Annotated in this window: 22 protein-coding genes and 3 pseudogenes; 21 read left to right on the top strand and 4 right to left on the bottom strand. The window is 45.2% G+C overall.

Annotation, left to right across the window (positions count from 1 at the left end):
* The first annotated feature begins 43 nt into the window (after positions 1–43).
* From HQ50_RS01920 to tssR, 9 genes are read left to right on the top strand one after another with little or no spacing between them, the layout of a single operon-like run.
* The gene (locus HQ50_RS01920) at positions 44–484 is read left to right on the top strand and encodes a GPW/gp25 family protein (RefSeq protein WP_039427900.1); all 441 of its coding nucleotides are present in this window, start codon (positions 44–46) and stop codon (positions 482–484) included.
* Positions 485–507: 23 nt separating this feature from the next.
* Positions 508–2,343 (top strand): type VI secretion system baseplate subunit TssF, encoded by a 1,836-nt coding sequence (locus HQ50_RS01915; protein WP_235317906.1) that lies wholly within the window; start codon positions 508–510, stop codon positions 2,341–2,343.
* A 7-nt stretch (positions 2,344–2,350) separates the two neighbouring features.
* Entirely contained in the window at positions 2,351–3,214 is an 864-nt protein-coding gene (locus HQ50_RS01910) for a TssN family type VI secretion system protein (protein ID WP_039427897.1), read from the top strand.
* Between the two features lie 12 nt (positions 3,215–3,226).
* Entirely contained in the window at positions 3,227–4,360 is a 1,134-nt protein-coding gene (locus HQ50_RS01905; RefSeq protein ID WP_039427894.1) for a type VI secretion system baseplate subunit TssK, read from the top strand.
* 19 nt (positions 4,361–4,379) lie between these two features.
* Positions 4,380–5,339: a type VI secretion system baseplate subunit TssG gene (locus tag HQ50_RS01900; RefSeq protein ID WP_039427891.1), complete on the top strand. Its 960-nt coding sequence runs from the start codon at positions 4,380–4,382 to the stop codon at positions 5,337–5,339.
* A 13-nt stretch (positions 5,340–5,352) separates the two neighbouring features.
* A complete protein-coding gene (locus HQ50_RS01895; protein WP_039427889.1) occupies positions 5,353–5,859 on the top strand; it encodes a hypothetical protein in 507 nt (168 codons plus the stop codon).
* A 10-nt stretch (positions 5,860–5,869) separates the two neighbouring features.
* Entirely contained in the window at positions 5,870–6,373 is a 504-nt protein-coding gene (locus HQ50_RS01890; protein WP_026292371.1) for a type VI secretion system transmembrane protein TssO, read from the top strand.
* A complete protein-coding gene (locus HQ50_RS01885; RefSeq protein ID WP_039426107.1) occupies positions 6,370–7,260 on the top strand; it encodes a PKD domain-containing protein in 891 nt (296 codons plus the stop codon). Before HQ50_RS01890 ends, HQ50_RS01885 begins: the two co-directional genes overlap by 4 nt.
* 14 nt (positions 7,261–7,274) lie before the next feature.
* Positions 7,275–9,716, top strand: coding sequence for a type VI secretion system protein TssR domain-containing protein (gene tssR, locus HQ50_RS01880; RefSeq protein WP_235317905.1), 2,442 nt, complete (start codon positions 7,275–7,277; stop codon positions 9,714–9,716).
* Positions 9,717–9,957: 241 nt separating this feature from the next.
* On the opposite strand, the gene mobC is transcribed toward tssR, so the two are convergent.
* Genes mobC through HQ50_RS01865 form a run of 3 tightly spaced genes read right to left on the bottom strand, consistent with a single transcriptional unit; the run spans position 9,958 to position 13,641 of the window.
* Positions 9,958–11,973 carry a conjugal transfer protein MobC gene (gene mobC / locus HQ50_RS01875; protein ID WP_039427882.1) on the bottom strand — a complete coding sequence of 672 codons (2,016 nt, stop codon included), beginning with the start codon at positions 11,971–11,973 and terminating at the stop codon, positions 9,958–9,960.
* Position 11,974: 1 nt separating this feature from the next.
* Entirely contained in the window at positions 11,975–13,255 is a 1,281-nt protein-coding gene (mobB, locus tag HQ50_RS01870) for a conjugal transfer protein MobB (RefSeq protein WP_039427878.1), read from the bottom strand.
* Positions 13,240–13,641, bottom strand: coding sequence for a hypothetical protein (locus HQ50_RS01865; RefSeq protein ID WP_039427875.1), 402 nt, complete (start codon positions 13,639–13,641; stop codon positions 13,240–13,242). Before HQ50_RS01865 ends, mobB begins: the two co-directional genes overlap by 16 nt.
* Positions 13,642–14,271: 630 nt before the next feature.
* Between HQ50_RS01865 and HQ50_RS01855 the strand changes: the two genes are divergently transcribed.
* From HQ50_RS01855 to traN, 12 genes and pseudogenes are all read left to right on the top strand, one after another.
* Positions 14,272–15,081, top strand: a complete 810-nt coding sequence (locus HQ50_RS01855; protein WP_039427873.1) for a ParA family protein — start codon at positions 14,272–14,274, stop codon at positions 15,079–15,081.
* Positions 15,068–15,454 carry a DUF3408 domain-containing protein gene (locus HQ50_RS01850; RefSeq protein ID WP_021644063.1) on the top strand — a complete coding sequence of 129 codons (387 nt, stop codon included), beginning with the start codon at positions 15,068–15,070 and terminating at the stop codon, positions 15,452–15,454. The genes HQ50_RS01855 and HQ50_RS01850 overlap by 14 nt, the downstream gene beginning before the upstream one ends.
* A 4-nt stretch (positions 15,455–15,458) precedes the next feature.
* The gene (locus HQ50_RS01845; RefSeq protein WP_039427871.1) at positions 15,459–16,163 is read left to right on the top strand and encodes a hypothetical protein; all 705 of its coding nucleotides are present in this window, start codon (positions 15,459–15,461) and stop codon (positions 16,161–16,163) included.
* A gap of 189 nt (positions 16,164–16,352) precedes the next feature.
* Entirely contained in the window at positions 16,353–16,655 is a 303-nt protein-coding gene (locus tag HQ50_RS01840) for a DUF4134 domain-containing protein (protein WP_004585394.1), read from the top strand.
* 3 nt (positions 16,656–16,658) lie between these two features.
* Positions 16,659–16,994 carry a DUF4133 domain-containing protein gene (locus tag HQ50_RS01835; RefSeq protein WP_021644061.1) on the top strand — a complete coding sequence of 112 codons (336 nt, stop codon included), beginning with the start codon at positions 16,659–16,661 and terminating at the stop codon, positions 16,992–16,994.
* Positions 16,991–18,127: pseudogene (locus HQ50_RS01830) on the top strand (TraG family conjugative transposon ATPase); the annotation flags it as partial. The gene HQ50_RS01835 and the pseudogene HQ50_RS01830, both read left to right, overlap by 4 nt.
* Before the next feature lie 62 nt (positions 18,128–18,189).
* Positions 18,190–19,647: a DUF3289 family protein gene (locus HQ50_RS10300; protein ID WP_052074865.1), complete on the top strand. Its 1,458-nt coding sequence runs from the start codon at positions 18,190–18,192 to the stop codon at positions 19,645–19,647.
* Between the two features lie 2 nt (positions 19,648–19,649).
* Complete coding sequence (locus tag HQ50_RS01820) at positions 19,650–20,195, top strand: hypothetical protein (protein WP_014226298.1); 546 nt, start codon at positions 19,650–19,652, stop codon at positions 20,193–20,195.
* Positions 20,196–20,799: 604 nt separating this feature from the next.
* Positions 20,800–21,126 (top strand): hypothetical protein, encoded by a 327-nt coding sequence (locus tag HQ50_RS11095; RefSeq protein WP_152566849.1) that lies wholly within the window; start codon positions 20,800–20,802, stop codon positions 21,124–21,126.
* Between the two features lie 385 nt (positions 21,127–21,511).
* A pseudogene (locus HQ50_RS10530) lies at positions 21,512–21,649 on the top strand (conjugative transposon protein TraK); the annotation flags it as partial.
* Positions 21,646–22,266, top strand: coding sequence for a hypothetical protein (locus HQ50_RS01815; RefSeq protein ID WP_235317904.1), 621 nt, complete (start codon positions 21,646–21,648; stop codon positions 22,264–22,266). The pseudogene HQ50_RS10530 and the gene HQ50_RS01815, both read left to right, overlap by 4 nt.
* Positions 22,259–22,987: pseudogene (traN, locus tag HQ50_RS01810) on the top strand (conjugative transposon protein TraN); the annotation flags it as partial. The gene HQ50_RS01815 and the pseudogene traN, both read left to right, overlap by 8 nt.
* Here traN and HQ50_RS10525 read toward each other — a convergent pair.
* Complete coding sequence (locus tag HQ50_RS10525; protein WP_235317903.1) at positions 22,983–23,231, bottom strand: hypothetical protein; 249 nt, start codon at positions 23,229–23,231, stop codon at positions 22,983–22,985. The pseudogene traN and the gene HQ50_RS10525 overlap by 5 nt on opposite strands.
* Positions 23,232–23,313: the final 82 nt, after the last annotated feature.

Here is a 23,313-nt window from a genome sequence, read left to right as displayed (position 1 = left end):
CTTGTTTATTTCACATCCTCCTTAACGGCTAATGAGATAAGATATGTCAAACGGATATTATAAAATCCCGATGGATTTTGGAGTACTTCTGGATGAGGAAAGAGGTGATGCAAGGAAGGTCTCTGAACTGGAATCCATCGACCAACACATCGGCCTACTAATTATGACCTGCCCCGGAGAGCACATTTTCGACCGGAGATATGGCACTGCTATTTGGGAAATGGATTTTGAGCGAATCATGTCATTAGACAAATGGCAGACCCAGTTCATGGAATATTTAGCTGAGTCCGTCGGCACATACGAGAGACGACTTTCCAACTGTAGCTTTCGTGTCGAAATTACGGATGTTTTGCACAAAGCTTTATCCGACAATGTGAATATCCGCAAGAGGGTGGATATCTATACTACAGCCATTTTGGTCTCCAATGGTGATCCATGTAGATTTCGTCACCGGTTGTATTTAGGTCCTTTGTCCAAAGAATAATGTATGTTTGTTAACAAATGAGGATGAACTATAGAGAAAGTAAGGAAGAAATCAAAGACCGGATGATTCGTACGGCTCTTGATTTTTGGGGAATAAGGAAGATAGAGAATCTGGATCCGTTTATCCGTCTTCTGATAGAGGCTATGTCTGCTCAGTTGCATATTCTTTCTGATGAAATTGCCGACATTGAGGTTCGGGCTATGCAGCGACTAAGTGAGGTATTATTACCTGAATCGGTTGCACGCGCCAGGCCGGCTCATGCAATTGCTTACATACAGCCTCTTACGGATATCCATGTTACTGATCCTTCAACTGGCTTTTATGCTATCTCTCCTTTCCCTGGCAGAAAGGAAAATACTCGTTACACATTTCGACCGGTTTGTAGAACACCATTGCATAGGGCTGCTATAAAGACATTGATTGTTGGAAATGAAGTGTACGAAGTTCTCCCGGATATGAATAAGAAACTCATACTTCGTTCAAATCAAACACCGGAGAACTATAATAAAGTATGGATTGGACTAGAGTTTGATATCAAACCCAAGAATTTACATCATCTATCTTTTTACATTGACTTTCCTAATATCGATAGGCGAAGTGATTATTTGCATTTGCTCCCCCAAAGCAAATGGGCATTGGGCAACAAACAGCTTACCCTAAAGTCCGGTCTACATTCAGAAGAATCTTCTAATGAAGATAATCTAAACTCCTTTTTCAAAAAACAAGAGTACGATACACGCATCAACTTCCAAATTCTCGAATACTATGGATTCGGTTATCAAACCGTTCAGGATGATTTGGTTATTACCGAAGAGGATTTGCTCGCACTCCCAGGGGAGATAGTCTCCTGCATAGCGGAGGAAGAAAAAAAGAAATATCTGGATGTTTGTAATACTGAGTTGATCTGGGTTAAGGTGGAGTTTCCCCCTTATTTTACTCCGACAGTCTTGCAGGATATCCTTGTAATGATCAATACTGTTCCTGTTGCCAACAAAGAACTATACAGTATAGTTTCCAAAGTTGAGAAAAATTTTGGCATAATACCTCTCTCGGGAAAACCCGGTGAACTCTTCTTGTCTATTATAGACGTAACCGATGAGGAAAATAGGATTTACACCCCTGCAAACGGATATAAAAATAATACAGACAATTGTACATATACCCTGAGGCAGGGTGGTTGCGAATCGTTTGATCGCCGAAATGCAAAAGACTTTTTACAACGTCTCCAAAATCTGCTGGAGGATGAAATGGGGGTATTCTCTTCATCCAAATTAGGAAATAACACAGATAGTACTTATATTATCGAACGTTTGATAACAAAGATAAGTCGAGAATCAAAAGGCATTTCTTCGGAGTCAGGAATTCCGTTCTATCTTTTTGTCGATTCCCCACAAGCCTTCGGTAATTTTTATGTGCGATATTGGGCTACGTTGGGAAATATAGCCAATGGTATTAGGGCAGGAATACAATTACAGCCCGAAGAACCGCTTTTCGGAGAAGTCTCAGGTGCAATTTTTGTGACTCCAACTGTTGGTGGAGCCTCTGAGCCTTCTGAGCGTGAAAGGATAGCTCGGTTCAAATATATTCTAAGTAGCCGGAATCAGATTGTAACTAATAATGATATAAAAAGTTTTTGTCTGTCAGAATTATCAGATATAATATCCGGTGTCAATATCGAAAAAGGCATTGCTTTGGGAAGTTCTCCTACTGAGGGACTTATCCGTACGATCGATGTTCACCTCATTCCTTGGTCTACGGCTTTGGATGCTCAGCTAAAACAACAAATTGCAGATGACATCCATCACAAACTAGCCTCACTTTCTCCAATGACATTTAACTATAGAGTTTTTGTTGACTAAATAAAGTATGAATCCTGCTGTTATAAAAATATTTTCAAGCTATCTTCTTGCTCCAATCATAGCATTTGTGTTGGGTTTTGTCGTTTTGTTGGTTGCGCAGAAGAATAAACTATTAGGAGATAAAAAAGCAATCTTCTATATCCTCCTGTCGGGTGTGCTTTTGGCAATACCAGGCCTGTTAGGCTTTCTTCGTGTTAATTTTATGCCCTATGGCTATCTTCTCCTTCAAGGAGTCTATTTGGCTTTGGGGTATATGAATAGTACTTTGTTATTGAAATATGTAAAGCCTCTTAATGGACGATCATTTGGCTTCATCTTTCTTTTTATCGGTGTGCAGATTATCATCGGATTAGCCTTGTTTTCCGTGTTGTTCAATTTTGCCAATGATTTTCATTATGGTATTTGGGCTGGAACCTGTATCACAACATTCGCCATCGTTCCTCTTTTTTATCAGACATTTAATTCTTATTTAAATATTCCTATTGAGATATATAAGATGAGAATCTATATGCCCAATAACCTGATACGTATATCAGCTCCAATTGATACGGAAGAATTGCTTGTCTGCGAAATAGAGATTTACAAAAATCCCGCTGATCGAAAACCAATCCGTTTGAAAGCTAAAGCAAAACAAGATATGATTTTTGGAGATTGGTTTGAACTAATCATATCGGATTACAATCAAAAAAAAATTACCGATCCTATTGAATATTATAATACAGAAGATCCTTACGGGTGGATTTTCTATGTAAAGCCATCATTCTTTAGACCTCGAAAATACATTGATCCAGAAATATCATTCGTCGAAAATAAGGTTGTTGAGAAATACTTAATTGTATCTAAGCGCGTACGAAAAAATGAATATCAATAAAATCTATCCAATATGAAAGAAAAGAAAATATATCACCCCGTTAATTGGAAATTGGGGATGAGTGTCTCTCCTGATCATTTTATTGCGACAGAAAATTATCTTTTGGAATCTATACTCCAAAATGCAAAAGCTTTCAGAGCTCCTTTCCATTATGGACTTCTTCCGGCATTAGATGACGATAGCTCTATTGCTATAACTCTTGCGGGGCATGGTGAGCAAAGAACTGTCGTTTTGGAGTCTTATAATGGTATTACCCCGGGGGGCTATCTGATCCTTTTGGACGATCCTGAGAGTAAGATTACTTGTCCCTGTGAAAGTGAAGGAGAGATTCCGGAAGAAGGATGGGATATTTTGCTAAATGTTGTGCCTTTTGACAGGAATCCATGTGGTATCCCCGACATCAATGAAACACCATCTCGTTATCCATACGTGGAACCAACGTACCGCTTGACACTTCTACCTCGTAACAATCGAAAAAGTGTAGCGGAAAATTATCTTTACAGTGTTGTCATAGGTTTACTTCGCAAACAGGATGGTGTGTATACATTGGATGGAAATTATATTCCCCCTTCCTTATCAATGGCCTCCCATAGCAGACTGCATGAGTACATGGCGGATTTCACACGAGAAATATCAATACTTGACAATGCTGTAAAGAAAATTGTGGAGAAGACGGTTGCACAACCCAACCGAACTCCAATTGCCGAAAATGTACTTCTCTTATGCAAGGATTTTTCTCATACCTTATCCACGATCTATTTTGAGTGGAGAAACAAGGCTCATATGCTCACTCCGTATGAGGTTGTCAAGACCTTGACTTCTTTTGCCAGCACCATTTTGACAAGCCTTTGTTTTTTGTCGATAAAAGAAAAAGAAACAATGCTGAAATATTTTCATGAATGGAATGGAATCTCTCCATCAACATTTGAACAATTGTTAGATGAGGTAGTAAATAAATCATACGATCATAATAGGATTAACCAGTCCTTGGTCGCCGTACAAGGTATGCTACACATGTTGGAAGAGTTGTTTACCTCTCTCAGCCGTCTCGAATTTATCGGTCAACATAGAGAGAGCATTGTAATTTCTGAAAGACAGATGCAGGACACCGTATCCGAATCTAACCGCTGGACACTGGTCGATTAAAAGCGGCCATAACATATCAATGAAAAAGAATAAAACCTTTCCTCCCATTAACGGAGTTTGTTCTACGAACAATACTCTTTATACCGACTTCAAGGCTGAACTCGTTGCCTCAGGTCTTATAGAAAGCGGCCTTTCGATCGATTCACTCCGAATCCTTCGAAAAGGAAAGGCTCTGCGTGGAAAGGCGAAAGAGATCGACCAAATTTCATGGGAAAATTCAGAGCATACATTTTCGGATTTTTTGAATGTTTATATTCATAAAAGAGATTTATACGAATCCTTGCCCGAGGGATTGTTTCATCAAGGAGTTACTTCAGAGAATAAAAAAGGAAAAACAAATGTTTTAGAATCGATCAAGCGCAATAGGCAAGAAGAATTCAATGCTCGTTATTTTTTTAAGCCTTTTGAGATTTCTATAGATCGCATGCTGGTTTCTGCTCAGCTATATGAAAGGCGGTTGGAAAAGCGAGAAAAATATTCGGAATTTATTCATTTATTGACATCCGATTGGGATTTCTTGCAAGCTATGCCTTTGCACAAAGCGCTATTCATTCTAAATTTTTTATTCCAAAGTCATCGTATAACATCAGCTGAACAAATATCACAGATTTTATCTGTTTTCCTTGATTGCCAAGTCGTTATAGAAAAAAAGAATAATATGTTCTGCATTCCTGATGATGCAAAATGGAAATTAGGAGATAAAGCTCAGTTAGGATTAACGACATTTATAGGAGGAGGGATAACAGATTCTTTTCCTGTTGTAAATGTCAGACTTAACAACTTGCAGCGAAAGCATAAAGAATTACTATCTATTGAGAGTCCTGCGTATAAACAATTGCTAAGTCTTTTAGATCTGTTTCTGCCGGCAGATGTAGAATTAGTTTTGAGCATGAGGAGCGTTTCTGAAGAAACGTCCTTCCTGCTTTCTGACAAGCAGGAAGAAACGCCGATTCTCGGTCTTACAACAGTACTAAAATAAAGTAGCAAAAAGAATGAAAGCTTTGAACCATAAAAACGTTGTTCGCTCCTATGCCAGATTTGCCAAATATATGGTTTTTTTGGTGGGAGGGACTCTTTTCTGTATTTATTTCTTTCTGAAAACATCAGAACGTGAAATAGCAGAAATACGTATGCGTACAGGAGACAGTGAACGTATATACAACGAACAGATAGCTATTTCTGATGCCTTTACAGATATATTCAATACATATCGAACATTAGATATATCGCAGGGAGCGAATCCGGACTATTTCATGAATAGTATTGCCTTCAAAAAACTGACTCTGGGGAACCTGATTGAGAGATTATCTGAAAAAGACGCTCTTCTTCATCGTCATCTTTTTGATAAGATGGATGTTCTTCTCCGTACGAGAGATTCTATTTCGACCATGAAACGGGTTGAAGATATTACAAAAAACGACTTGATACGATGCAATGATGAGAATAGAAATGTTACACGGCGTCTTTCGGTCGGAAGGCTGAGTTATAACCGAAAATAATTGTAAGTACATGAAAACGAATAAGACAATGAACCAAAGAGAAAAAACAATAGGTTTTTTCTATGTTCTGATTTTGTTCTGTACGATGACTGTATTATCCGGTCTGATCTTGTTTTTCCCTAATTATAATTATCATTTATCCAGCAACAAGAAACAAGCCTTGGAACAGATGGATCGTATCAAGAACTTCGAGGTTAAGCAAATGGATATGATAAATAAGGTTTTGAGCGTTGAAGAAAAAATCAACCGGATAGACCCGGGGCTGAATGCTTCATATGAAAAAAGAGAGATCAGTTATATCTTAGGGGAGATACGGAATGTATACATTCAAAACAAATGGGATGAACGATACAAAATATTCGATCATACAGCGACATTCTACGAGTTTCGCTTGTCCGACAGAGAGCAGCTTTGGAGCACCAAGAAAAACATAGAGAAATTTAAGGCAGATCTTGAGCGCTGCAGAAGCAATACCGAAAACAAGAAAAACAATCTAAACAAAAACAATTTATGAACAAAATCTTTACTCGATGGATGATCATCGTTTTAGCTGCACTTGCAGCCGGAATACTTATTGCATGGCTCCTACGGCTAAAATTTACAGACAAGGAAATTCATGCATACGTTTCCCCGACGGAGATAGAATTAGGCTCTCCGATCTTTTTTACAGATAGCACTCACAATGCTAAAGAAGTCTTGTGGGAGTTTGGAAATGGTGATATGTCTGTAGAAAGAAAAGGAGCGTATTTGTTCCCTCAAACAGGACGTTACCAAGTCCGCCTGAAAATTGATGGAAAACAGGAAGCACGCTTTATTGTAAATGTCCGGGAGAAGGCAGAAACGAAGGAAGAGATTCCTGTTCGCATTATTGCTCCCACGACGGCATTACAAAATGAGTTAATAACTTTTATGGCCGATGGCGAGTCATCTGAATGGCGTTGGGAGTTTGGAGAAAGTGGAGACGTCGATTCGCGGGAGAAAAATCCCACATATGCCTATCGCGAGCCTGGCATTTATCAAGTACATCTGACGTCAGAGAACACCGAATATCCGGTACTTCATCAGATAGAGATTCTACCGGAATACGCCGAAAGCGATTCCACGGATGTCCTATCTCTAATTGCTGAAGATATTCGTGTACGTTTGCAAAACATTATTGACGGAGAGTCTTTCAATGCCAATTACAACTATGTATTGGACAAATATCTCTGTAATAATCCGAATGTAATCGTGCTAATCAATAATGTCAGACAAAATGATTTTTACTCGTATTGTCACGAGTTGAAAATTATTGGGAGTCGCTCATCCGCAACAGTACTCGAGGTGGTAGTAGAACCTGATAAAAGATCTAATTGCGTGAAGAAATTACTTGTCCGCCAAAATTCACTACTCAAAAAGTAACCATTATGAAAAATATGAATAACAAAACGATAGGAATTGGTTTGATTTTTCTCCTATTAATGGGATGTGCACCTATCAACAAGTTTACCAAAATAAAAAAAACACCCGATGAATATACTAGAAATTATTGCTGCGGTGATGTTGCGGTGTCCCGTTCTATAGAAAAACGAAGTCCATGGATCGTATATTCCGACAGGAGCAATAACCCTACCTATTATAATCCCGGAGGAAAAGTACAACTCAAGACGGCCTCTTATCTCGAACCTTTCCTTGTGATCGGTAAAAAAGGAGATTTCTTGCGCTTAATCAAATATTCTCCGGATATTTTGGAGAACGGAAAACTGAAAAACAGGAAGCAGGCAGAATACTATGGTTGGATCCATCAAGACAACCTCATCTTATCTTCTCATGCAACAACGAATATTGCTACGGGACGCACAATAAAGATGATTACGATGTTCAAGGATGCAGCACCTCTGTCACGTACTAAAAATTATTTCTCTTCAGACTCTGTTGTCATTTTCAAAGAGCCGGAATTATTGACACCGATCGCTAAGGTACCTTTTCAGTCACCTCTTTATTTAGCTAAAAGGACCGTAGACAATAGCAAAAGCTTCGTCATCGGAAAAGAGAGGATTGCACCGGACAGTGTAGCAACGCTTGTATCCGGATGGTTGTCTTCTTCCCTACTAATGCCTTTTGGTGAAATTCTATATATGGATTATTCTGCTATACCGGTATCAAGATATTCGGTTTATGACCAATTCGGTTCTGAACATTATATCCCGAATGAAGATATTAAGAAGTTAGCACACCCAAATTCTTCTCATCTTTTTACAGGAATGAATGCTGTTTCGTCCATTTTGCAGGGAGACAGTACCTCCTCGATTCGGACAACATTGACTGTCCCAATGGTAGACAATAGTCGAAACTTTGTTTACAGTCTGTCAGGCAAACCGATAACCTATACGCGGTACCAAGAATTGAAGGAAAGTTTGAAGCAAATCAATATCATATTTGTTTTTGCCGGACAGAAGCCTGTCTATGATAAGTTCGAGATGTTTGTTTCTTCCATACAAGGTTTGAACGCTGTATTGAAACAAAAAAGCGAGTATTCATATAAAGTCGGTGCCGTCATCGGATTTGCCAGAGGCAACAAACAATTCCCTGGCGAAATCCCTTTGAATTCAGATATTGATTCCGTATTGGGCGTATTTGAAAGCTATGCAGATGCCAAAGGACAGATGTATCCGGAGCTGAACGAAGATGCATGGAGTGGATTGAGAAGAGCTACACAATTGTTAGCCCCATATAAAACGGAGAATAACATCGTCGTTTTGATTGGAGAAAATGGCAATACACAGGAACAGGTAGATCTCTCCCTCATCGAAAGTTTGGTTCAAAGCAACTGTAGAATTCTCGGCTATCAAATTTATTCTGATGAAGGAGATACTTTTAATAATTTCGTTCTTCAGGTAGAAAACATGATCGACCGATCTGCCAAGCAGCTTGCTCTTAAGAAAAAAGATATACTTGTCCATTCTGAACAACTGTGTCTATCTAACCAATTTATAGAACGGACAGAAAATATCTACAGCCTTGATTTCCCAAAATCAAGTATGCTTCAGGGATGGATTGTATTCCCCAGAAAAAAAGAACAATTGCCTCAGGATCTATTGATTGCCGCCACTGATTCTTTGATCCTTGAGATCGAAAGCGACAACAACAGTCTACTTGCTCACCTGAATAAAGCTTTTCAGGAAACAGGACAGGGCAGGACAAAACTAAATTCGTATTGGCTGGAGCTAAATGGGCTATTGAAAGAATATTCAGTCCCTACCAAAGACTTTGTTCCTTTGGCACATATGAAACCGAAGACCAACTATCCGTTGTCTTTGGAAACCTCTACTGCCGACCTATCCAAGGGAAACTATGTTTTGCTGCTGAATGAAGCGGAACTTTCTCGCTTAAGAGGATTCATTAACGATTTAACCCGTTTGAGGGTAGATTACAAATACACAGGAAAGAATATCGAAAAAGGAAAGAGCAGAACTTGTCCTACTCCTTCTCCGGCACGATCAGCATCGACAGAAAAGCCTACGACTCCGCCAATTTACCTCAATACCTCTGCTGTTCGTAAGGGGATGGTGAAAGCGTATTGCAAATGGATTCAAGATGAAAAAATCTATCCATTGAGTAAAAAATCTATTCTGAACCTCTCTTTGTCTCAAGCGCAGCAGCAGGCATTTGCGATGCCTTCATTTCACCCTGTGCTCAAATTGCTGAAAGTACGCGAACTCCGCAAAAAGAAAATTTTCCCTGATACGGAATTAGACGAATTACTGGATTATTTCCTAAAAAAGCGGAAAGAACTGGAAGAGGCTATTACTCCTGCCAATAAAATAGAGGTAAACGGAGAGATTTATTATAAAATTGAAGCCAGCAAGATTCCATAAAACCTGTAAACAAGTAAAATCCGTAATAATACCCTTGTCTCAATCCCAACCGAGACAAGGGTATTTTTTATAAAATGAACATTAGGGCTTCGCTTTTTCGATACTTTTTCAGTAATACCGTTTGCATTCTATGTTATCAGTATTTGACGACAAATATTCTCTTATCTGTGAATCAGAATTTATTCATTTTTTTCAATCTGTAAAGAGTATTAACCAACCTCAATTGATAGTCTGTGAGTATTCATGAACTCTTCCTGAGCAATCCGGATTGTTCAGGATCTTTCTCAATCCGTTTAATTTCTACATCGACCAGTGCGAGAATCTCCTGCTTTATCTGTTTGTAGTTGGCTTCAATGGATGCTTTGAGGCTGTCCTGTCCCGACTCATCCGTAAACGCTGCAATCACCGGGATCGGTTTATAGCTTTTTGTTTCTGCGGAAATCTTCGCCCTGTCCACGACAATCTCCGCATGGAAAATCTTCTGTTCGATACGTTCATCGAAGTTGTCCGAAACGGCACCGACAAACATTCCTTGCGTCAGGTTGCTGATTTTGCTGGCCGGGATAAGGCTGTCCATTTGCGTACTGATGGAGGTGGATTTGTCGTTTCGGTTAATCGTCATCGATTGGCGTTGCTGCAAGACTTTCCCGAAGCGCTCCGATAACGTCTTGGCCGTTTCACCTACGACCTGACCGCTGAAAACATTTCCCACCGTGTTCTGAATCACCTTGCTCTCCTTGTCTCCGTAATCGCGGGTAAGCTGACTGAAATCCTGAAAGCCCAGACAGACTGCCACTTTATTGGAACGAGCCGTAGCAATCAGGTTATCCAGCCCTCGGAAGTAGATGGTGGGCAACTCATCGATAATGATAATCACTGAGCTTTTGAGCTGCTTCTTTTTGTTGATCAGTTTCACGATCCGGCTGTTGTATAAACCGAGTGCTGCCGAATAGATATTTTGTCGGTCGGGATTGTTGCCCACGACCAGGATTTTCGGTTCTTTCGGGTTATTGATGTCGAGCGAGAAGTCATCGCCCGTCATTACCCAGTAAAGTGCCGGTGAAATCATCCTCGAAAGCGGAATCTTGGCCGAAGCGATCTGCCCCTGAAGCTGATCCTGTGCGCCGCCTTCCCATGCGTCCATAAAGGGTGAAAGATAGTTGGCCAGCTCATCGTAAGAAGTCAGAATCGGAAAGATCTGCGCATAAGGTCTGTTCAGAAACTCGATGGCATGCGGAAAGGTGCAATACCTGCCGTTCTCGTATATCTTCAGGAACCAGATAATAGCCGCCAGCAGGATGATCGGTGACTCCACAAAGAAATCCCCCTGCTTCTGAATCCACGTGCGGTTCAGATTCAGCATGATCGTGTACGCCGATTCGTAAGCATCCGATATATCGGACATAAAATCCGGATTGATCGGATTGCAGCGATGCGATCTTCTGGGATCATCGAAGTTGATTACGTAAAACTTCGGCTGCACTTCATACGCCTTCCGATGTCTGAGCAGATGGTTGTAAGCGATCTCGGAAAGGTCGGGGAATTTATAGTCATAGATATACATGGCAAATCCCTTCTCGATTTGCTGCTTGATGTAGTTATTTACGATCGCGTAGGATTTTCCCGACCTGGGTGTACCGAGTACCATGCTCGCGCGGAAAGGATTCACGACATTGATCCAGCCGTTATTCCATTTTTTCTTGTAGTAGAAACGAGTCGGGAGATTCACCGAATACTCGTTCGTCATCAGACGGGTTTCCTGCATGAAACTTTCATTCTCCACATTGAATACATCGTCCATCAGGTTGTGCTTCAACAGGCGACTGATCCAGGAGCCGGCCATCAGCAGACAGATAAATCCCACAGCCAGCGTAAGGAGGTAGCAGACAGCCCGAAGGTCTATGCCGACCGGCAGGCTCAGTATCCATCCGTTCAGCAGATAGAGAGCTGCTCCGGCACTCAATACGACCCCGATCTTGCGCCGGGTGATCCGCTCTTCCTTGACACCTTTCGTTCCCAGACAGGAAAGTCCGAGGAATACCACAGCAAAGAGCTTTGTCCAAAGGATGGAAGAAAAAAGCTCCGTCGTTCGATGAAAGTTCATCAGGATGGTATCTGCAACGCTTATGGTAATCTTCCATTCGTGTAAAGCCTCGTAACAAAACCAGTAGCCGTTGATTACCGTAAAGAGGATGGCGATGGCGCGCATAAAGTCCATCGTCTTGGCCAGTCCTCTCAAATCATCTTCATTCTGCATCTTATGTTCTTCTTTTTCCGGTTATATCCTGTTTATGCCGCCTGTTTCTCAGCTTTCGCTGGAAAGCCAGCTCCTTATAATCGATCCCGTGAACGACGATTCCCGACTCATCCGTTCCGACCGGCTCATCGTAACAATCATCGCCGGTTTCAGCTTCCGGCAACATCTCCGGAGCAGAACGCACTGTGGGAAGCTCCCGAATCTCCTGCCGGCTGTAATCGAGGAAGGGATTCTCACCCCCGAGAAAGTAATCGTTAAAGACATGGGCCGAATAGCCCTTCCCCAAGCGCGAGCCATTGGCAGCGATACCGGCTTCGTCCGAGATAAACGTGATGCCGTAAATACGTCCCTGCTCGTTTTGGCGGATATGCACGTCGATGCCTCGTTTTTTCATCTCCTCCGAAAACCTCTCTTTATCGGGGGATGACTGCATGACCTCGACGATGGCATTGCGAAGCATCGGCGCCTTTTCTTTTATAAGCGCTTTGGATTTCTCAAAATGACGCGCAACGGCGGTATATCCTGCTCCTCTCCCTGTTTTACCGGCATGCAAGGGTATCATCCGTTTCTCTCCCGCATCATCCGTAATGGCGTATACCAACCCGTCGTACCGCTTCCCTTTGTACTCCTTGCGGACTTCCTCCGCAACGATGTGGTATCGGGCCAACAGCAGATTCATTTCACCCAACGACCGGAAAGCGTACCGTTTCAGCACCGCCCGAACCACAGCGGCAATCTGCCGACGCACATCGCCCTGCTTTACATCCGCCGTTTTCAACACGTTCTCCGCATGTGTCTCGTGCCGGCTTCTCCGGTTTCCGCTCGGTATCAAGCCGTATTTCCGCTCCAGCTCATCGGTGATCCGTTTGCTGCGTCTTGCTTCGAACTTGTAAGGCAGCTTCTTCCCGTAGCTGTCCACACGCAGGGAGACGATATGGATATGCTCGCGCGCGATGTCGTTGTGCTTGAATACGATGTAAGGCTGTTTGCCGTATCCCATCTTTTCCATGTATTCCCGGGCGATGTCCTGTAACTGCTCCGTTGTCAGCCTGTCGTCCGGATGCGGATTGAGGGAACAGTGAAACACCGTCTTTTTCGTGCGGATACCCGACGGGATGCGCATCTCCATATCGCTCAATGCTCGTTCAAAGTTCGTTTCTCCGTTTTGATCCACGCTCATCAAGGAGGTCAGAATGACGGAGGCGTTTCCCGCCGTTACTTTGGAAAAGTTATATTCCAACACTTTACCCATACTTTTCGGAGCGGTTATCTCGGCAACCATCGTTCTTCGAACGCTTTCGAGAGCCGGTTCGTTTCTTCCAGAAGCGCATGGAGTTCTCCGGTGTATTGCTCCAGCTTTTGCAGTAAAACGGCCGCCGTTTTGACGGAATGGTACGTGTTAATGGAGCGGACAGCCTGATTGTAGAGCACGCCAACCTTGCGGATTTGGGCATGGATATGGGTCAGCCGGGTGTAATAATCGGCGGCCGATTTGTCATGGGTAATCACACGGAACGGAGTCAGAAAAAGCCTCCGCCGGATAAATTCGGATTTGTTTCCGATACCGGATTTCTCGTATAGATCGAGAAAACGGCTGTTGTCCTTTTCATTGAGTCTGACATAGTAGCGATAGGACGGACTGCCACCATGCCTGTTTTCATTTCTCATAGTATTCGTCAGGTTAAGGTTAATAAATCAGTCTTTGCTTACGACTTCGGAGTAAGCTTCTTTCCCCGCACCGGGGCAAGGCACCTTTGTCGGCTTCGCAGCGCGTTGTCGGACAAAGGTACACCTTGCCATGATCAACCGTTCAAAAGCGATAGCGACGGTCGACCGTCGCTCTTTCCGGACAATCTTCATTTCCTGCCTGCCGGTCGGGGACGATTGCTTTCCCGGCGCAAAGTTACGGCCTGCCGCCGTGTCGGGAAAGCCTTTGTTTTCCATCAAAAGGAATGCAAAGGAATCCGGGGGAACCGGGTCGTAAAAAAGCGTCTGTTCAGCTGTTAATTTGCAAAGCAGGCAAGCCGGTTACCGGATAAGCAGGCAACATGATTGCAGCTTGCCTGCCGGGTATGTTTACAGGATAACAGAATAATGCAATAACATAATGACACAATGACACAAGAATAGGATAAGATACGAACACACGGGTATGTGCATTCATGGATTGATCAATGTACCGATGTGTCCATCACCTGACCGGTCGATTCATGTATCCGTTTATCGGCAGACAGACAGGCTGAAGCAGCCATACAATCATATGATCATAACATTACAAATCCTTTTATTATACAACAGATGCAAAAACAAAAGACACTCTCCGAACGGCCGGTACATATCGGCTTCGGATCGCTCAAAGGCGGCGTAGGGAAAAGCAGTATTGCGGAGATTTTGGCCAGCTACCTCTATTACAGGGAAGGCGTGAATCTCTTCGTCGTCGACTGCGATTTTTCGCAGTACAGTTTCGCCAATCTCCGGGAACGCGACAAAGAAACCGTGCAGAACGGCCGGCCGGCTTTGCTCTCACGGATGAAGAAACATTTCGAGGCTTTCGGCAAGCCCGCTTACCGGATTATCAAAAGCACCTCCGGACAGGCCATGCAGGATGTGCAGACTTTTATGGAAGCGCGTTCGGCAGAAACGTTCGACCTCGTTTTCTTCGACTTGCCCGGACGGGCGGATGATCCCGATTTGGTCAGTCTGACGGTCGATATGGATTACCTCATTTCTCCGATAGAGCCCGACCGGCAGTCGCTGGTCGCTTGCATGTCCTACGCGCTGGCTGTGCGCGATCTGGGCGTATCGATCACATCGGGCAACATCAAGCAGATCTACATGCTCTGGAACAAGATCGACCGGCGTGTCCATCCGGCCGTCATCGAGTTTTACGACCGGGAAATCGAAAAAGAAGGACTGGGACTGTTCGATACCCGCCTGCCACGCTCATCCCGTTTCAAGAAAGAAATCACGACCGACAACCGGGAGGTTTTCCGCTCCACCTATCTGCCACCGGACAAAAGCCTGCTCGAAGGAAGCGGCATAGCTGCGCTGGCCGGGGAAATCATCGAAAAATGCCTGCTAAAACCGAAACGCCATGCCCACGATTGAAGAACAACGCCAAAAGCTGATCGCCGAACAGATACAAAAGATGGCCGGTACCGATGCTCCGCAGGTCCTTCCCCGCTCTGATGAGAAGAACGGGAAAAATTCATCTCCCGCGGACGATCCCGTCTCCCGTCAGGAGATCACGATGGACGAATACCGGAGCCTGTTTCTCTCTTCCCGTACCGTCGAGAACCGGATGACCTTCTCCTGCGACCGGGAGCTGCTCGAATGCCTGCGCCATATCCTGAACGACCTGAGAGCCAAAACGACCCTCTCGGCCTATATCGGAAATATCCTCTCCGAACATATCGAACGGCACAGGGAGTTGCTAAGCAAAGCCATCGAAAAGAACAGACGGAAAACCCTTATCCCGTAACGTTATGAAAATTCTTTTACTGACCTCCTGGTTTCTGGTACTGCTACTGCTGTACCTGCGCTTCCAAAGCAAATGGAACATCCGGCGCAGCATGCGCGAAGCGGAGAAAAAGAAGGAATCCGACACCGGTAATTATTCTTCGGAAGATGACGATATTCTGGGAAAAACCCGAACGGAATTTCCATCCCGGGGAATGCGGGGGAACGCGAAGGAACCGGATCAAAATCGCAAGGAAAAAGGCGATAGCTTTGCCGTCGGAAAATCATCCGATCCACCCGAAAAAGACGGAGTCCGGACAGCAGAAAACGAGGACAGCGAGTTCTATCCTTCCCTGCCGGAAAATGAAACGGATGAAATGCTGGAGGAGCAGGAAGCTCTTTCGCTGCTGCTGGAACGGGAGATCGAGGTCTCCACAGACAGCCTTACGGTGAAAGAGCTTCAAAGACTCCGGACGGCTGCCGAGGAGCCGGAGCAGCTTACGGAAACGGACAAAGCACTTGTACGGGAAACGGCCGGCAAGCTGCGTGGAACGGAATTTCTGGAAAAGCTCCGGGCACACGAACGGTTGCAGCGGGCACGCGGACGGGAGTTGCTGGGATTGCTCAGCCATCCGCCCGAGGAGATGGCGGAAAAAGGCCGTAAAGCGAAAAAAACGGATTCCGCCGCTCCGACAGCAACCGGAGCACAGGACTGGATGGCTTACCTGTAAAGAGCAAGGAGAGCCTTTCCGTCCGCCGAGAAAACGAAGCCTTATATCCGAACGGTGAAAACCGGAGGCGGGGAAACCCGAAAAGACGACCGAACCTTAACCTTACTATCTGATACCGAAGGGTTCCCCGTCCTCCTTTTTCCATGGCGGATACAAATGTATTGAATTATAAACCTGAAATCCAATCGTATGAAAACACGAAAAACGATGTGTATCGCCCTGCTGCTTACGACGCTCGCAACCGGAGCTTTTGCCCAGGGCAACGGCATGGCCGGAATCAACGAAGCCACCAAGATGGTAACCTCCTATTTCGACCCGGCCACGAAACTGATCTACGCCATCGGAGCCGTAGTCGGCCTGATCGGGGGAGTCAAAGTCTACCAGAAATTTTCTTCGGGAGACCCCGATACCAGCAAGACCGCGGCCTCGTGGTTCGGCGCCTGCATCTTTCTGATTGTGGCGGCCACGATTTTAAGAAGCTTTTTCCTGTAAGCCATGTGGGAGATTAACAAGGGAATCGGCCGGACGGTCGAGTTCAAAGGGCTTAAATCCCAATACCTGTTCATTTTCGCAGGCGGGCTGCTGGCGACGTTTATCCTTGTCGTCATCTGCTACATGTGCGGCATGAACCAGTATCTCTGTCTGGGCATGGGCGTATCGGGTGCCACCCTCGTGGTGTGGCAAACGTTCGCGATGAACCGCAAGTACGGAGAACACGGGCTGATGAAACGGGGAGCCGCTCGCCGGCATCCCCGTTACCTGCTCTCTCGCCGTCCTGTCCGCCGTATTCTTTCCGTCCGGGCTGTAACGACATACGAATCGACGCCATGAGAAATATCCGTAAGAAATGCGAACTGGAAGAGAGGTTCCCGCTGCTGGCCATCGAAAATGGCTGCATCGTATCGAAAGATGCCGACATCACCGTGGCTTTCTCTCTTGAACTGCCCGAACTCTTTACCGTGACCTCGCCCGAATACGCGGCGATGCATGCTGCCTGGCATAAGGCGGTGAAGGTCTTGCCCGTTTACAGCATCCTGCACAAGCAGGACTGGTTTATTCGGGAAAGCTACCGTCCGGAGTTGGGAAAGGACGATCTCTCGTTCCTCGACCGCTCTTACGAACGGCATTTCAACGAACGTCCCTTCCTGCACCATTCCGTCTACCTCTGTCTGACGAAAACAACGAAACAGCGCATGGCGCAACGAAGCGATTTCTCGACGCTCTGTCGCGGAACCCTTCTGCCGAAGGAAGTCCGGGAGCGGGAGGCCGTCCTGAAATTTCTGGAGGACGTCGATCAGTTCGAACGAATCATCAACGATTCGGGCTGTATGCGGCTCAGACGTCTTTCGGCGGATGAGATCGCAGGCACGGACGACAAGCGTGGCTTGCTCGACCGTTACCTCTCGTTACGCGACGATGCGGCAGGCACCCTCGAAGACCTCCGGCTCGGCTCCGATGAAGTGCGGATCGGGGATCAAATCCTCTGCCTGCACACCTTGTCCGATACGGACGATCTGCCTGCCGCCGTCGCAACGGACGGCCGTTACGAACGGCTCTCCACCGATCGCAGCGACTGCCGGCTGAGCTTTGCCGCTCCCGTCGGTCTGATGCTCCCGTGTAACCATATCTATAACCAGTACCTCTTTATCGACGACAGCGAAGAAAATCTCAAACGCTTCGAGAAACAGGCGCGAAACATGCTTTCACTTGCACGCTTCTCCCGCTCCAATCAGATCAATCGCGAGTGGATCGAGGAATACCTGAACGTTGCGCACTCTCAGGGACTCGCTTCCATCCGTGCGCATTTCAATGTGCTGGCATGGAGCGACGACCGGGAAGAACTCCGGCAGATCAAAAACGATGTCGGCTCGGCGCTGGCCTTGATGGAGTGCCGTCCCCGTCACAATACGACGGACACGGCCACGCTCTATTGGGCGGGCATGCCCTGCAATGCGGACGATTTTCTTTAATATTATTGTTAATTATTGCATACCTTTGAAGGCGTATAACAAAATGATTACCATTCATGAGTATCAGAGCGGTCTTGTGTATCAACAGGCGTGAATATCGGGTGCTGCGTTATCGTCAATGGTTTGCCCGAAGGGTCAGCAGCAATGGCATGCCTGCTTCGGACCTGTACGGTGGTACTATCGATGTCGAGTTCGAGTCGGAACGCGACAGTGGCATCTTTGCTTTGATGACGGATGAGAATACCCCCACGATCGAGGGGTATCTCCGCATTTCCCCGTCGGAAGAAGATACGATGGTCAGGGAATTGAAATTCGACGAAGCCTATCTTGTCGGTTATTCGGAGCAGCAGTATGATGATTGGGGTGCACCGGTGACGATGTGCGTCTCGATCTCCCCGATACGTTTGGATTTCAATCGTACCGTATGCATAGAACGTCGCAACAGCAGCATTTGGCGAGAGTATCGGGCAGAAAAACCGTTGTTCAAGGCTCCGGTTCATACTCCGCCGTCTCCGTTGGTTACTTCCGTCAAAGGTGAAGAAATGGCTCTGCCGACACACACGGTCAAATACACGGTGACGGGGTATAACCTCGCGACGATCGGCGCAAGCGACCGTGAGCGAGTCAAATGGCTTGTCCGGGTAGACGGCAGAGACGAACTGCTATCGCAGCGAGGCGAAACGCTCGAACTGACGATCAAGCCCGAGTGGACGGGAAAAGACGTTACCGTCATGCCTTACCTGAGGAAACCCAATGAAGAGGTAAGCGTAAAAACGACGGTAGAACGTTTCCCCAAATCCATCCTCTTTGCCCGTTCGATGAAAAGGCCCGGGAAGACGCTGACAGGCGAGACGGCCGAAGATATGCTGTGCGCCGACAAAACGCCCGAAGAAGTGCGTAGGATGCACCGTCTTTTCGGCCTCCAACTGAAAGCCTCCGACAAGGAGCTTTTTGCCGACATGTATATGTTGGCCGGTCTGGGGAGCCTCTCCGGCGGTGGGGAGTTGCTGACGGCTCTGATCGGTCACTTCAAAGGCAGTACAGGCACTCCTTTCTCCAACGCCTATATGGATCAAAAACTCAAAGAGCATCCGTCATTCCATACGTTTGTTTATCAAAAGGGTGAGGGAGTCTTAGACAATTTGATAAAACAACTTAGAAAGATTTTGGGAAATATAAATAAGATATATATACTGCAAAAAGGAGAAATTATTTCAGACCGAACTAAATTCAACACCTTAAAGGATAAACTCAATGGTATGACTTTGGCCGTGGATGATACTTCGGCATACGAAGTCTACGTGGACGATTACAAACTGACTGCTCCGAATACATTCAATTGTAACTTGAGGATAATCGTGTATGACAACTATGGCTTGGATGCAGCCGACATTGCCAAGTATGGAACAATAGCCGGCTTTCGGGCTTGGTATGTATTGCAACATGTGAGAGGCTACAAACCCTTCCTGACCAAGATGACCTGTATAATCCCCATTAAAAACCAAACTTTTTAATAATGAAAAAGCTGAAAATCTTCCTGTACGGTGTGCTGTTACTTGCTGTGGCTGCCGGTATTTTCGCCTTGAAATGCTATCTCAGCCCTATTGAGATCTATGAGATGCCTATTAACGCATGGAAACGGCCGGTGTGGGACGGGCCTGATTCTACACAAAAAGAAGAAAATTATGTGATATACAATCATCTTGGCAAACCGGAGCAACAGGTTTTAGATAGTGTAATGGCTTTTGCTGAAGGAACTATGAGTATTGACACCTTGAAGAAATACCAAAGCATGTATTCTCGTTCTTTTTATAAAAGAGATTGGACTGTAAATAAACACTATAGAGAAGAACCTGACGGGTCAGATATAATAATAGATCATGGTAATAGAAGAATTTATAGGATATTATGGGTAGTAGAAGATGAAATAGCTAATATATATGTCGGTGGCAAATACTATGTTGTCCCGATAAGCGATTCCACATGGCATATTATTTCTTCGATACGGCTGCTTGAGAGCAATGACAAATATCTTTGCTATCCGAGAAAGAGTGAAGAATGATCTGTATGAAAAAGAAAAGAAGAGCAATCTTATTGTATGGATTCCTATTTATTGTTGTTTTATGCGGTGCAGTTGCGCTTGAATGCCGTCTCAGCCCCATCAAGATTTACGAGATGCCCATTAACGCCTGGAAACGGTAGGTGTGGAATTGGCCTGATTCTACACAGAAAGAAAAACATAAAAGTTCTAATAGAGTATAGAGATGAAAAGACGAATTATACACCACAAATTATATATAATGAATAAGAGAAAACTAATCTTTTCAATTGTGGGAATATTGATAGGGTTTTCATTCTCTTTTTGGGACGCATTGGTGTCTTATGCAGATACAGCTCCAATAGAGGAGCCACTAAAAACGGTGTTAATCAATGTTGTTGGCACTCCCATATTTATATTACGAACTGTCCTATATGGCGGAATCGGTTTTTTTGCAGGTATTATAATCTCATACCTATTGACTGTTAAACAAAAAACAACATGAAGTATTATCTGCATCTGCCGAAAAGAATCTATAGACGATAGATAAAGGTTGGGATAATCTTGACATGGAAGCAAATAAGAAAGGCATAGAATTTGGGAGGAGCCTTCCTAAAAAATAATCAAGATGAGAATAAAATCTTTTTTGAGATTATCCGGCGTACTATTAGTTCCGATTCTCTCCCTTGCAGTCATGGGAATAGTGCATGGTATGTGGTTTGACCCCGAACGAAATATGGAAAGAATGGATGCCGAACTATATTCTCCTCCCATCATACAATATGGAGTCTATTATCTGGTATTTGCCGCATTAGCGATATTCGGCGTCCGGTTTCTTTGGTGTTCTTATCGGATGTACAGGACTGCACTACCACGATTTTTATGTCTGTTTTCTCTCTTCATTACGCTCGTTATATTGCTTTTCTCTCTACTTGCCATCCACAAACTGTATTAAAGGGAAAAGAGAGAAACGCAATCGGCATTTCTCTCGTTTTGCAAAGACGACGTGCCGCTCCGGTTAGGACGACCTTCCGTCCGTTTTAGGTCGACCTAACCGCTCTATAAGGACGACCTATTTGCTCCGTAAGGTCGACCTAAACGCTCGGTTAGGTCGACCTGACTTTCTGTCAGGGTCGACGTATGCGGTTTATTCCCTCGTAGTGTGCGGACGAGTAAAGTCTTAAAAAGACACCCCGAAGGGCTATGCAAGCCTTCGGGGCGTTATTCACAAAACAAAAAATATGACGTGTTGCCACGTCCGGAAAGATTGATTCTGTATTCTTTAAGAGTAAAAAACGTTTTTCGTAAACATAATGTTTTGTTGTTTACATAGACAAGTATCGGAAATCACGGAGCGGTCGCTTATCACCGAATGCAGCCTGATCAATTCCGTTCGTTCGGACAACAATCCGCAGGGTTTCCTGTTGGAACGTTTTACCGTGCTGCAAAATCAGGACATTCAAACCGTGAAACGATGAAACGGCTCTATCCTCCTTCGGCCGAAGAGCGACAAAAGGAAGAGAGGACAGCAGGTCTTAACGAAACCGTTCCGCAAGCCACCGACGGGGAACTGCCCGACGATAAACTGAAAGGCTATGAACTGGGGCGCGATGAAGAAAAGGAATCCCACCGGCAGGAGACCCTCGGCAACCTCTACGACTATTTCGAGAAGAGAGACGAAACACGGGAGCAGGAACTCTCGGAAGAAGCCGCTTCGGACGGGCTTCATCCGATCGAGCGGTCGGTAAGCCGGTATGAAGAAACGTCGCAGATGGTACATTCATTCTACGAGCCACCGGCATACGACTATGAGAAAGAAGCCCTGCGGGAAGAGCCGGACATGATACGCTCCGAACTCGCAACTCTCAAGGAGGAAAAAGAGGAGGAGATCGATCATCTCGAACTGCTCGAAAAATCTTACAGGATGGCAGCCAAATACTTCCCGGCCTCCGGTGATGCAAATTCCCGGAATGCATACGCCCGAAGTCAGGAACGCCCGGCCGATGCTCCCGCACCCAAGACAGCGGCGACAGCGCAACGGACGGCTTTACCCGCTGTGGAGCTTCTTCCGGAGAATTTACCGGGGAATGAGTAAGGCGATTCCCGAAGGCCGGGTCGTATTGCCTTACGGACTGGAGGTGACTTTTGAAAAGACCGTTCACCTGATTTTTCCTTCCGCCATCCGCTATGTCGATCTGGGAAGCAATAACCTGATTGCCGGAAAAGCGGAAGATGCCGAAAACGTGCTGCGTGTCAAGGCTGCCGTACGGAATTTTGAAACGGAGACCAACCTGTCGGTCATTTGTGAAGACGGTTCATTTTACTCCTACAATGTGAAGTATGCCGAAGAGCCGGAGAAACTCAATGTGGAGATGAAAGACTTCTTGTGCCAACGAGGGCAGAGCGGAGCTTGCTCCGGCTATGCCGAGGGCAGCCAGGACAGGCGCGAAGCGCAATTCCTGTATCCCGGAGAAGGACGTCCGCCTTCGAACCGTGCCGACATCTACTTCAAGGAATTGGGCAACGAGTCGCCTGTACTTGTGAAGCTGATGATGCAAACCATCTACAAGCATAATAAGCGAACGGTTAAGCACATCGGTGCGCGGCATTTCGGCATGCAGTTTCTTCTTCGAGGACTGTATGCACACAACGGGCTGCTTTTCTTCCACGTCGTTATCGGAAATCAGACGAATATGCCTTACTCGGTGGACTTCATCACCTTCAAAGTGGTGGATAAAAAGGTGGCCAAACGCACAGCGATTCAGGAGCAGGTTTTGCAGCCGCTTCGCGCCTGCCATCAGGTGACATGGGTCAGAAAATCACCCGTTTGTTGGTTACGACGTATTCGGCATAGCGCCGGCCGAGGTAACTGTTGATAATCCCCCATAGGGCTATAGCGATCAGCACATAACCCGGAATCTTGATGTAGAGTGGTGAAAAGGATATCAACAGAAGTCCGAACAACAGGAATTTCATCGGATAAACAAAAACCCACCAATGCACTTGGGCTTTGTATGTAACGGTTTCACCCGTCAGCAATGTTTTGTCTATGTAGCTCATAACTAATTACAAGTTTACCGTATCAATGAACTTATAGCGTCCAAAGATACGGGTTCGGTATGTTTTTACCCAATGAATTGCA

Origin of the sequence: Porphyromonas sp. COT-052 OH4946 (assembly GCF_000765965.1) — a bacterium.
GTDB classification, from domain to species: Bacteria; Bacteroidota; Bacteroidia; order Bacteroidales; family Porphyromonadaceae; genus Porphyromonas; species Porphyromonas gulae.
Note: the sequence above shows the minus strand (reverse complement) of the source record. Positions and strands in the feature narration are given on the sequence as shown.

Coding starts and splice junctions, on each gene's coding strand:
- HQ50_RS11095 (WP_152566849.1), top strand. CDS start 20,800: ATGAGAATAAAATCTTTTTTGAGATTATCCGGCGTACTATTAGTTCCG.
- HQ50_RS01865 (WP_039427875.1), bottom strand. CDS start 13,641: ATGAGAAATGAAAACAGGCATGGTGGCAGTCCGTCCTATCGCTACTAT.
- HQ50_RS01815 (WP_235317904.1), top strand. CDS start 21,646: ATGAAACGGCTCTATCCTCCTTCGGCCGAAGAGCGACAAAAGGAAGAG.
- HQ50_RS01905 (WP_039427894.1), top strand. CDS start 3,227: ATGAAAGAAAAGAAAATATATCACCCCGTTAATTGGAAATTGGGGATG.
- HQ50_RS01835 (WP_021644061.1), top strand. CDS start 16,659: ATGTGGGAGATTAACAAGGGAATCGGCCGGACGGTCGAGTTCAAAGGG.
- HQ50_RS01890 (WP_026292371.1), top strand. CDS start 5,870: ATGAAAACGAATAAGACAATGAACCAAAGAGAAAAAACAATAGGTTTT.
- HQ50_RS01840 (WP_004585394.1), top strand. CDS start 16,353: ATGAAAACACGAAAAACGATGTGTATCGCCCTGCTGCTTACGACGCTC.
- HQ50_RS01845 (WP_039427871.1), top strand. CDS start 15,459: ATGAAAATTCTTTTACTGACCTCCTGGTTTCTGGTACTGCTACTGCTG.
- mobC (WP_039427882.1), bottom strand. CDS start 11,973: ATGCAGAATGAAGATGATTTGAGAGGACTGGCCAAGACGATGGACTTT.
- mobB (WP_039427878.1), bottom strand. CDS start 13,255: ATGGTTGCCGAGATAACCGCTCCGAAAAGTATGGGTAAAGTGTTGGAA.
- HQ50_RS01820 (WP_014226298.1), top strand. CDS start 19,650: ATGAAAAAGCTGAAAATCTTCCTGTACGGTGTGCTGTTACTTGCTGTG.
- HQ50_RS01885 (WP_039426107.1), top strand. CDS start 6,370: ATGAACAAAATCTTTACTCGATGGATGATCATCGTTTTAGCTGCACTT.
- HQ50_RS01850 (WP_021644063.1), top strand. CDS start 15,068: ATGCCCACGATTGAAGAACAACGCCAAAAGCTGATCGCCGAACAGATA.
- HQ50_RS10300 (WP_052074865.1), top strand. CDS start 18,190: ATGAGTATCAGAGCGGTCTTGTGTATCAACAGGCGTGAATATCGGGTG.
- HQ50_RS01915 (WP_235317906.1), top strand. CDS start 508: ATGAACTATAGAGAAAGTAAGGAAGAAATCAAAGACCGGATGATTCGT.
- HQ50_RS01910 (WP_039427897.1), top strand. CDS start 2,351: ATGAATCCTGCTGTTATAAAAATATTTTCAAGCTATCTTCTTGCTCCA.
- HQ50_RS01855 (WP_039427873.1), top strand. CDS start 14,272: ATGCAAAAACAAAAGACACTCTCCGAACGGCCGGTACATATCGGCTTC.
- HQ50_RS01895 (WP_039427889.1), top strand. CDS start 5,353: ATGAAAGCTTTGAACCATAAAAACGTTGTTCGCTCCTATGCCAGATTT.
- HQ50_RS10525 (WP_235317903.1), bottom strand. CDS start 23,231: ATGAGCTACATAGACAAAACATTGCTGACGGGTGAAACCGTTACATAC.
- HQ50_RS01900 (WP_039427891.1), top strand. CDS start 4,380: ATGAAAAAGAATAAAACCTTTCCTCCCATTAACGGAGTTTGTTCTACG.
- HQ50_RS01920 (WP_039427900.1), top strand. CDS start 44: ATGTCAAACGGATATTATAAAATCCCGATGGATTTTGGAGTACTTCTG.
- tssR (WP_235317905.1), top strand. CDS start 7,275: ATGAATAACAAAACGATAGGAATTGGTTTGATTTTTCTCCTATTAATG.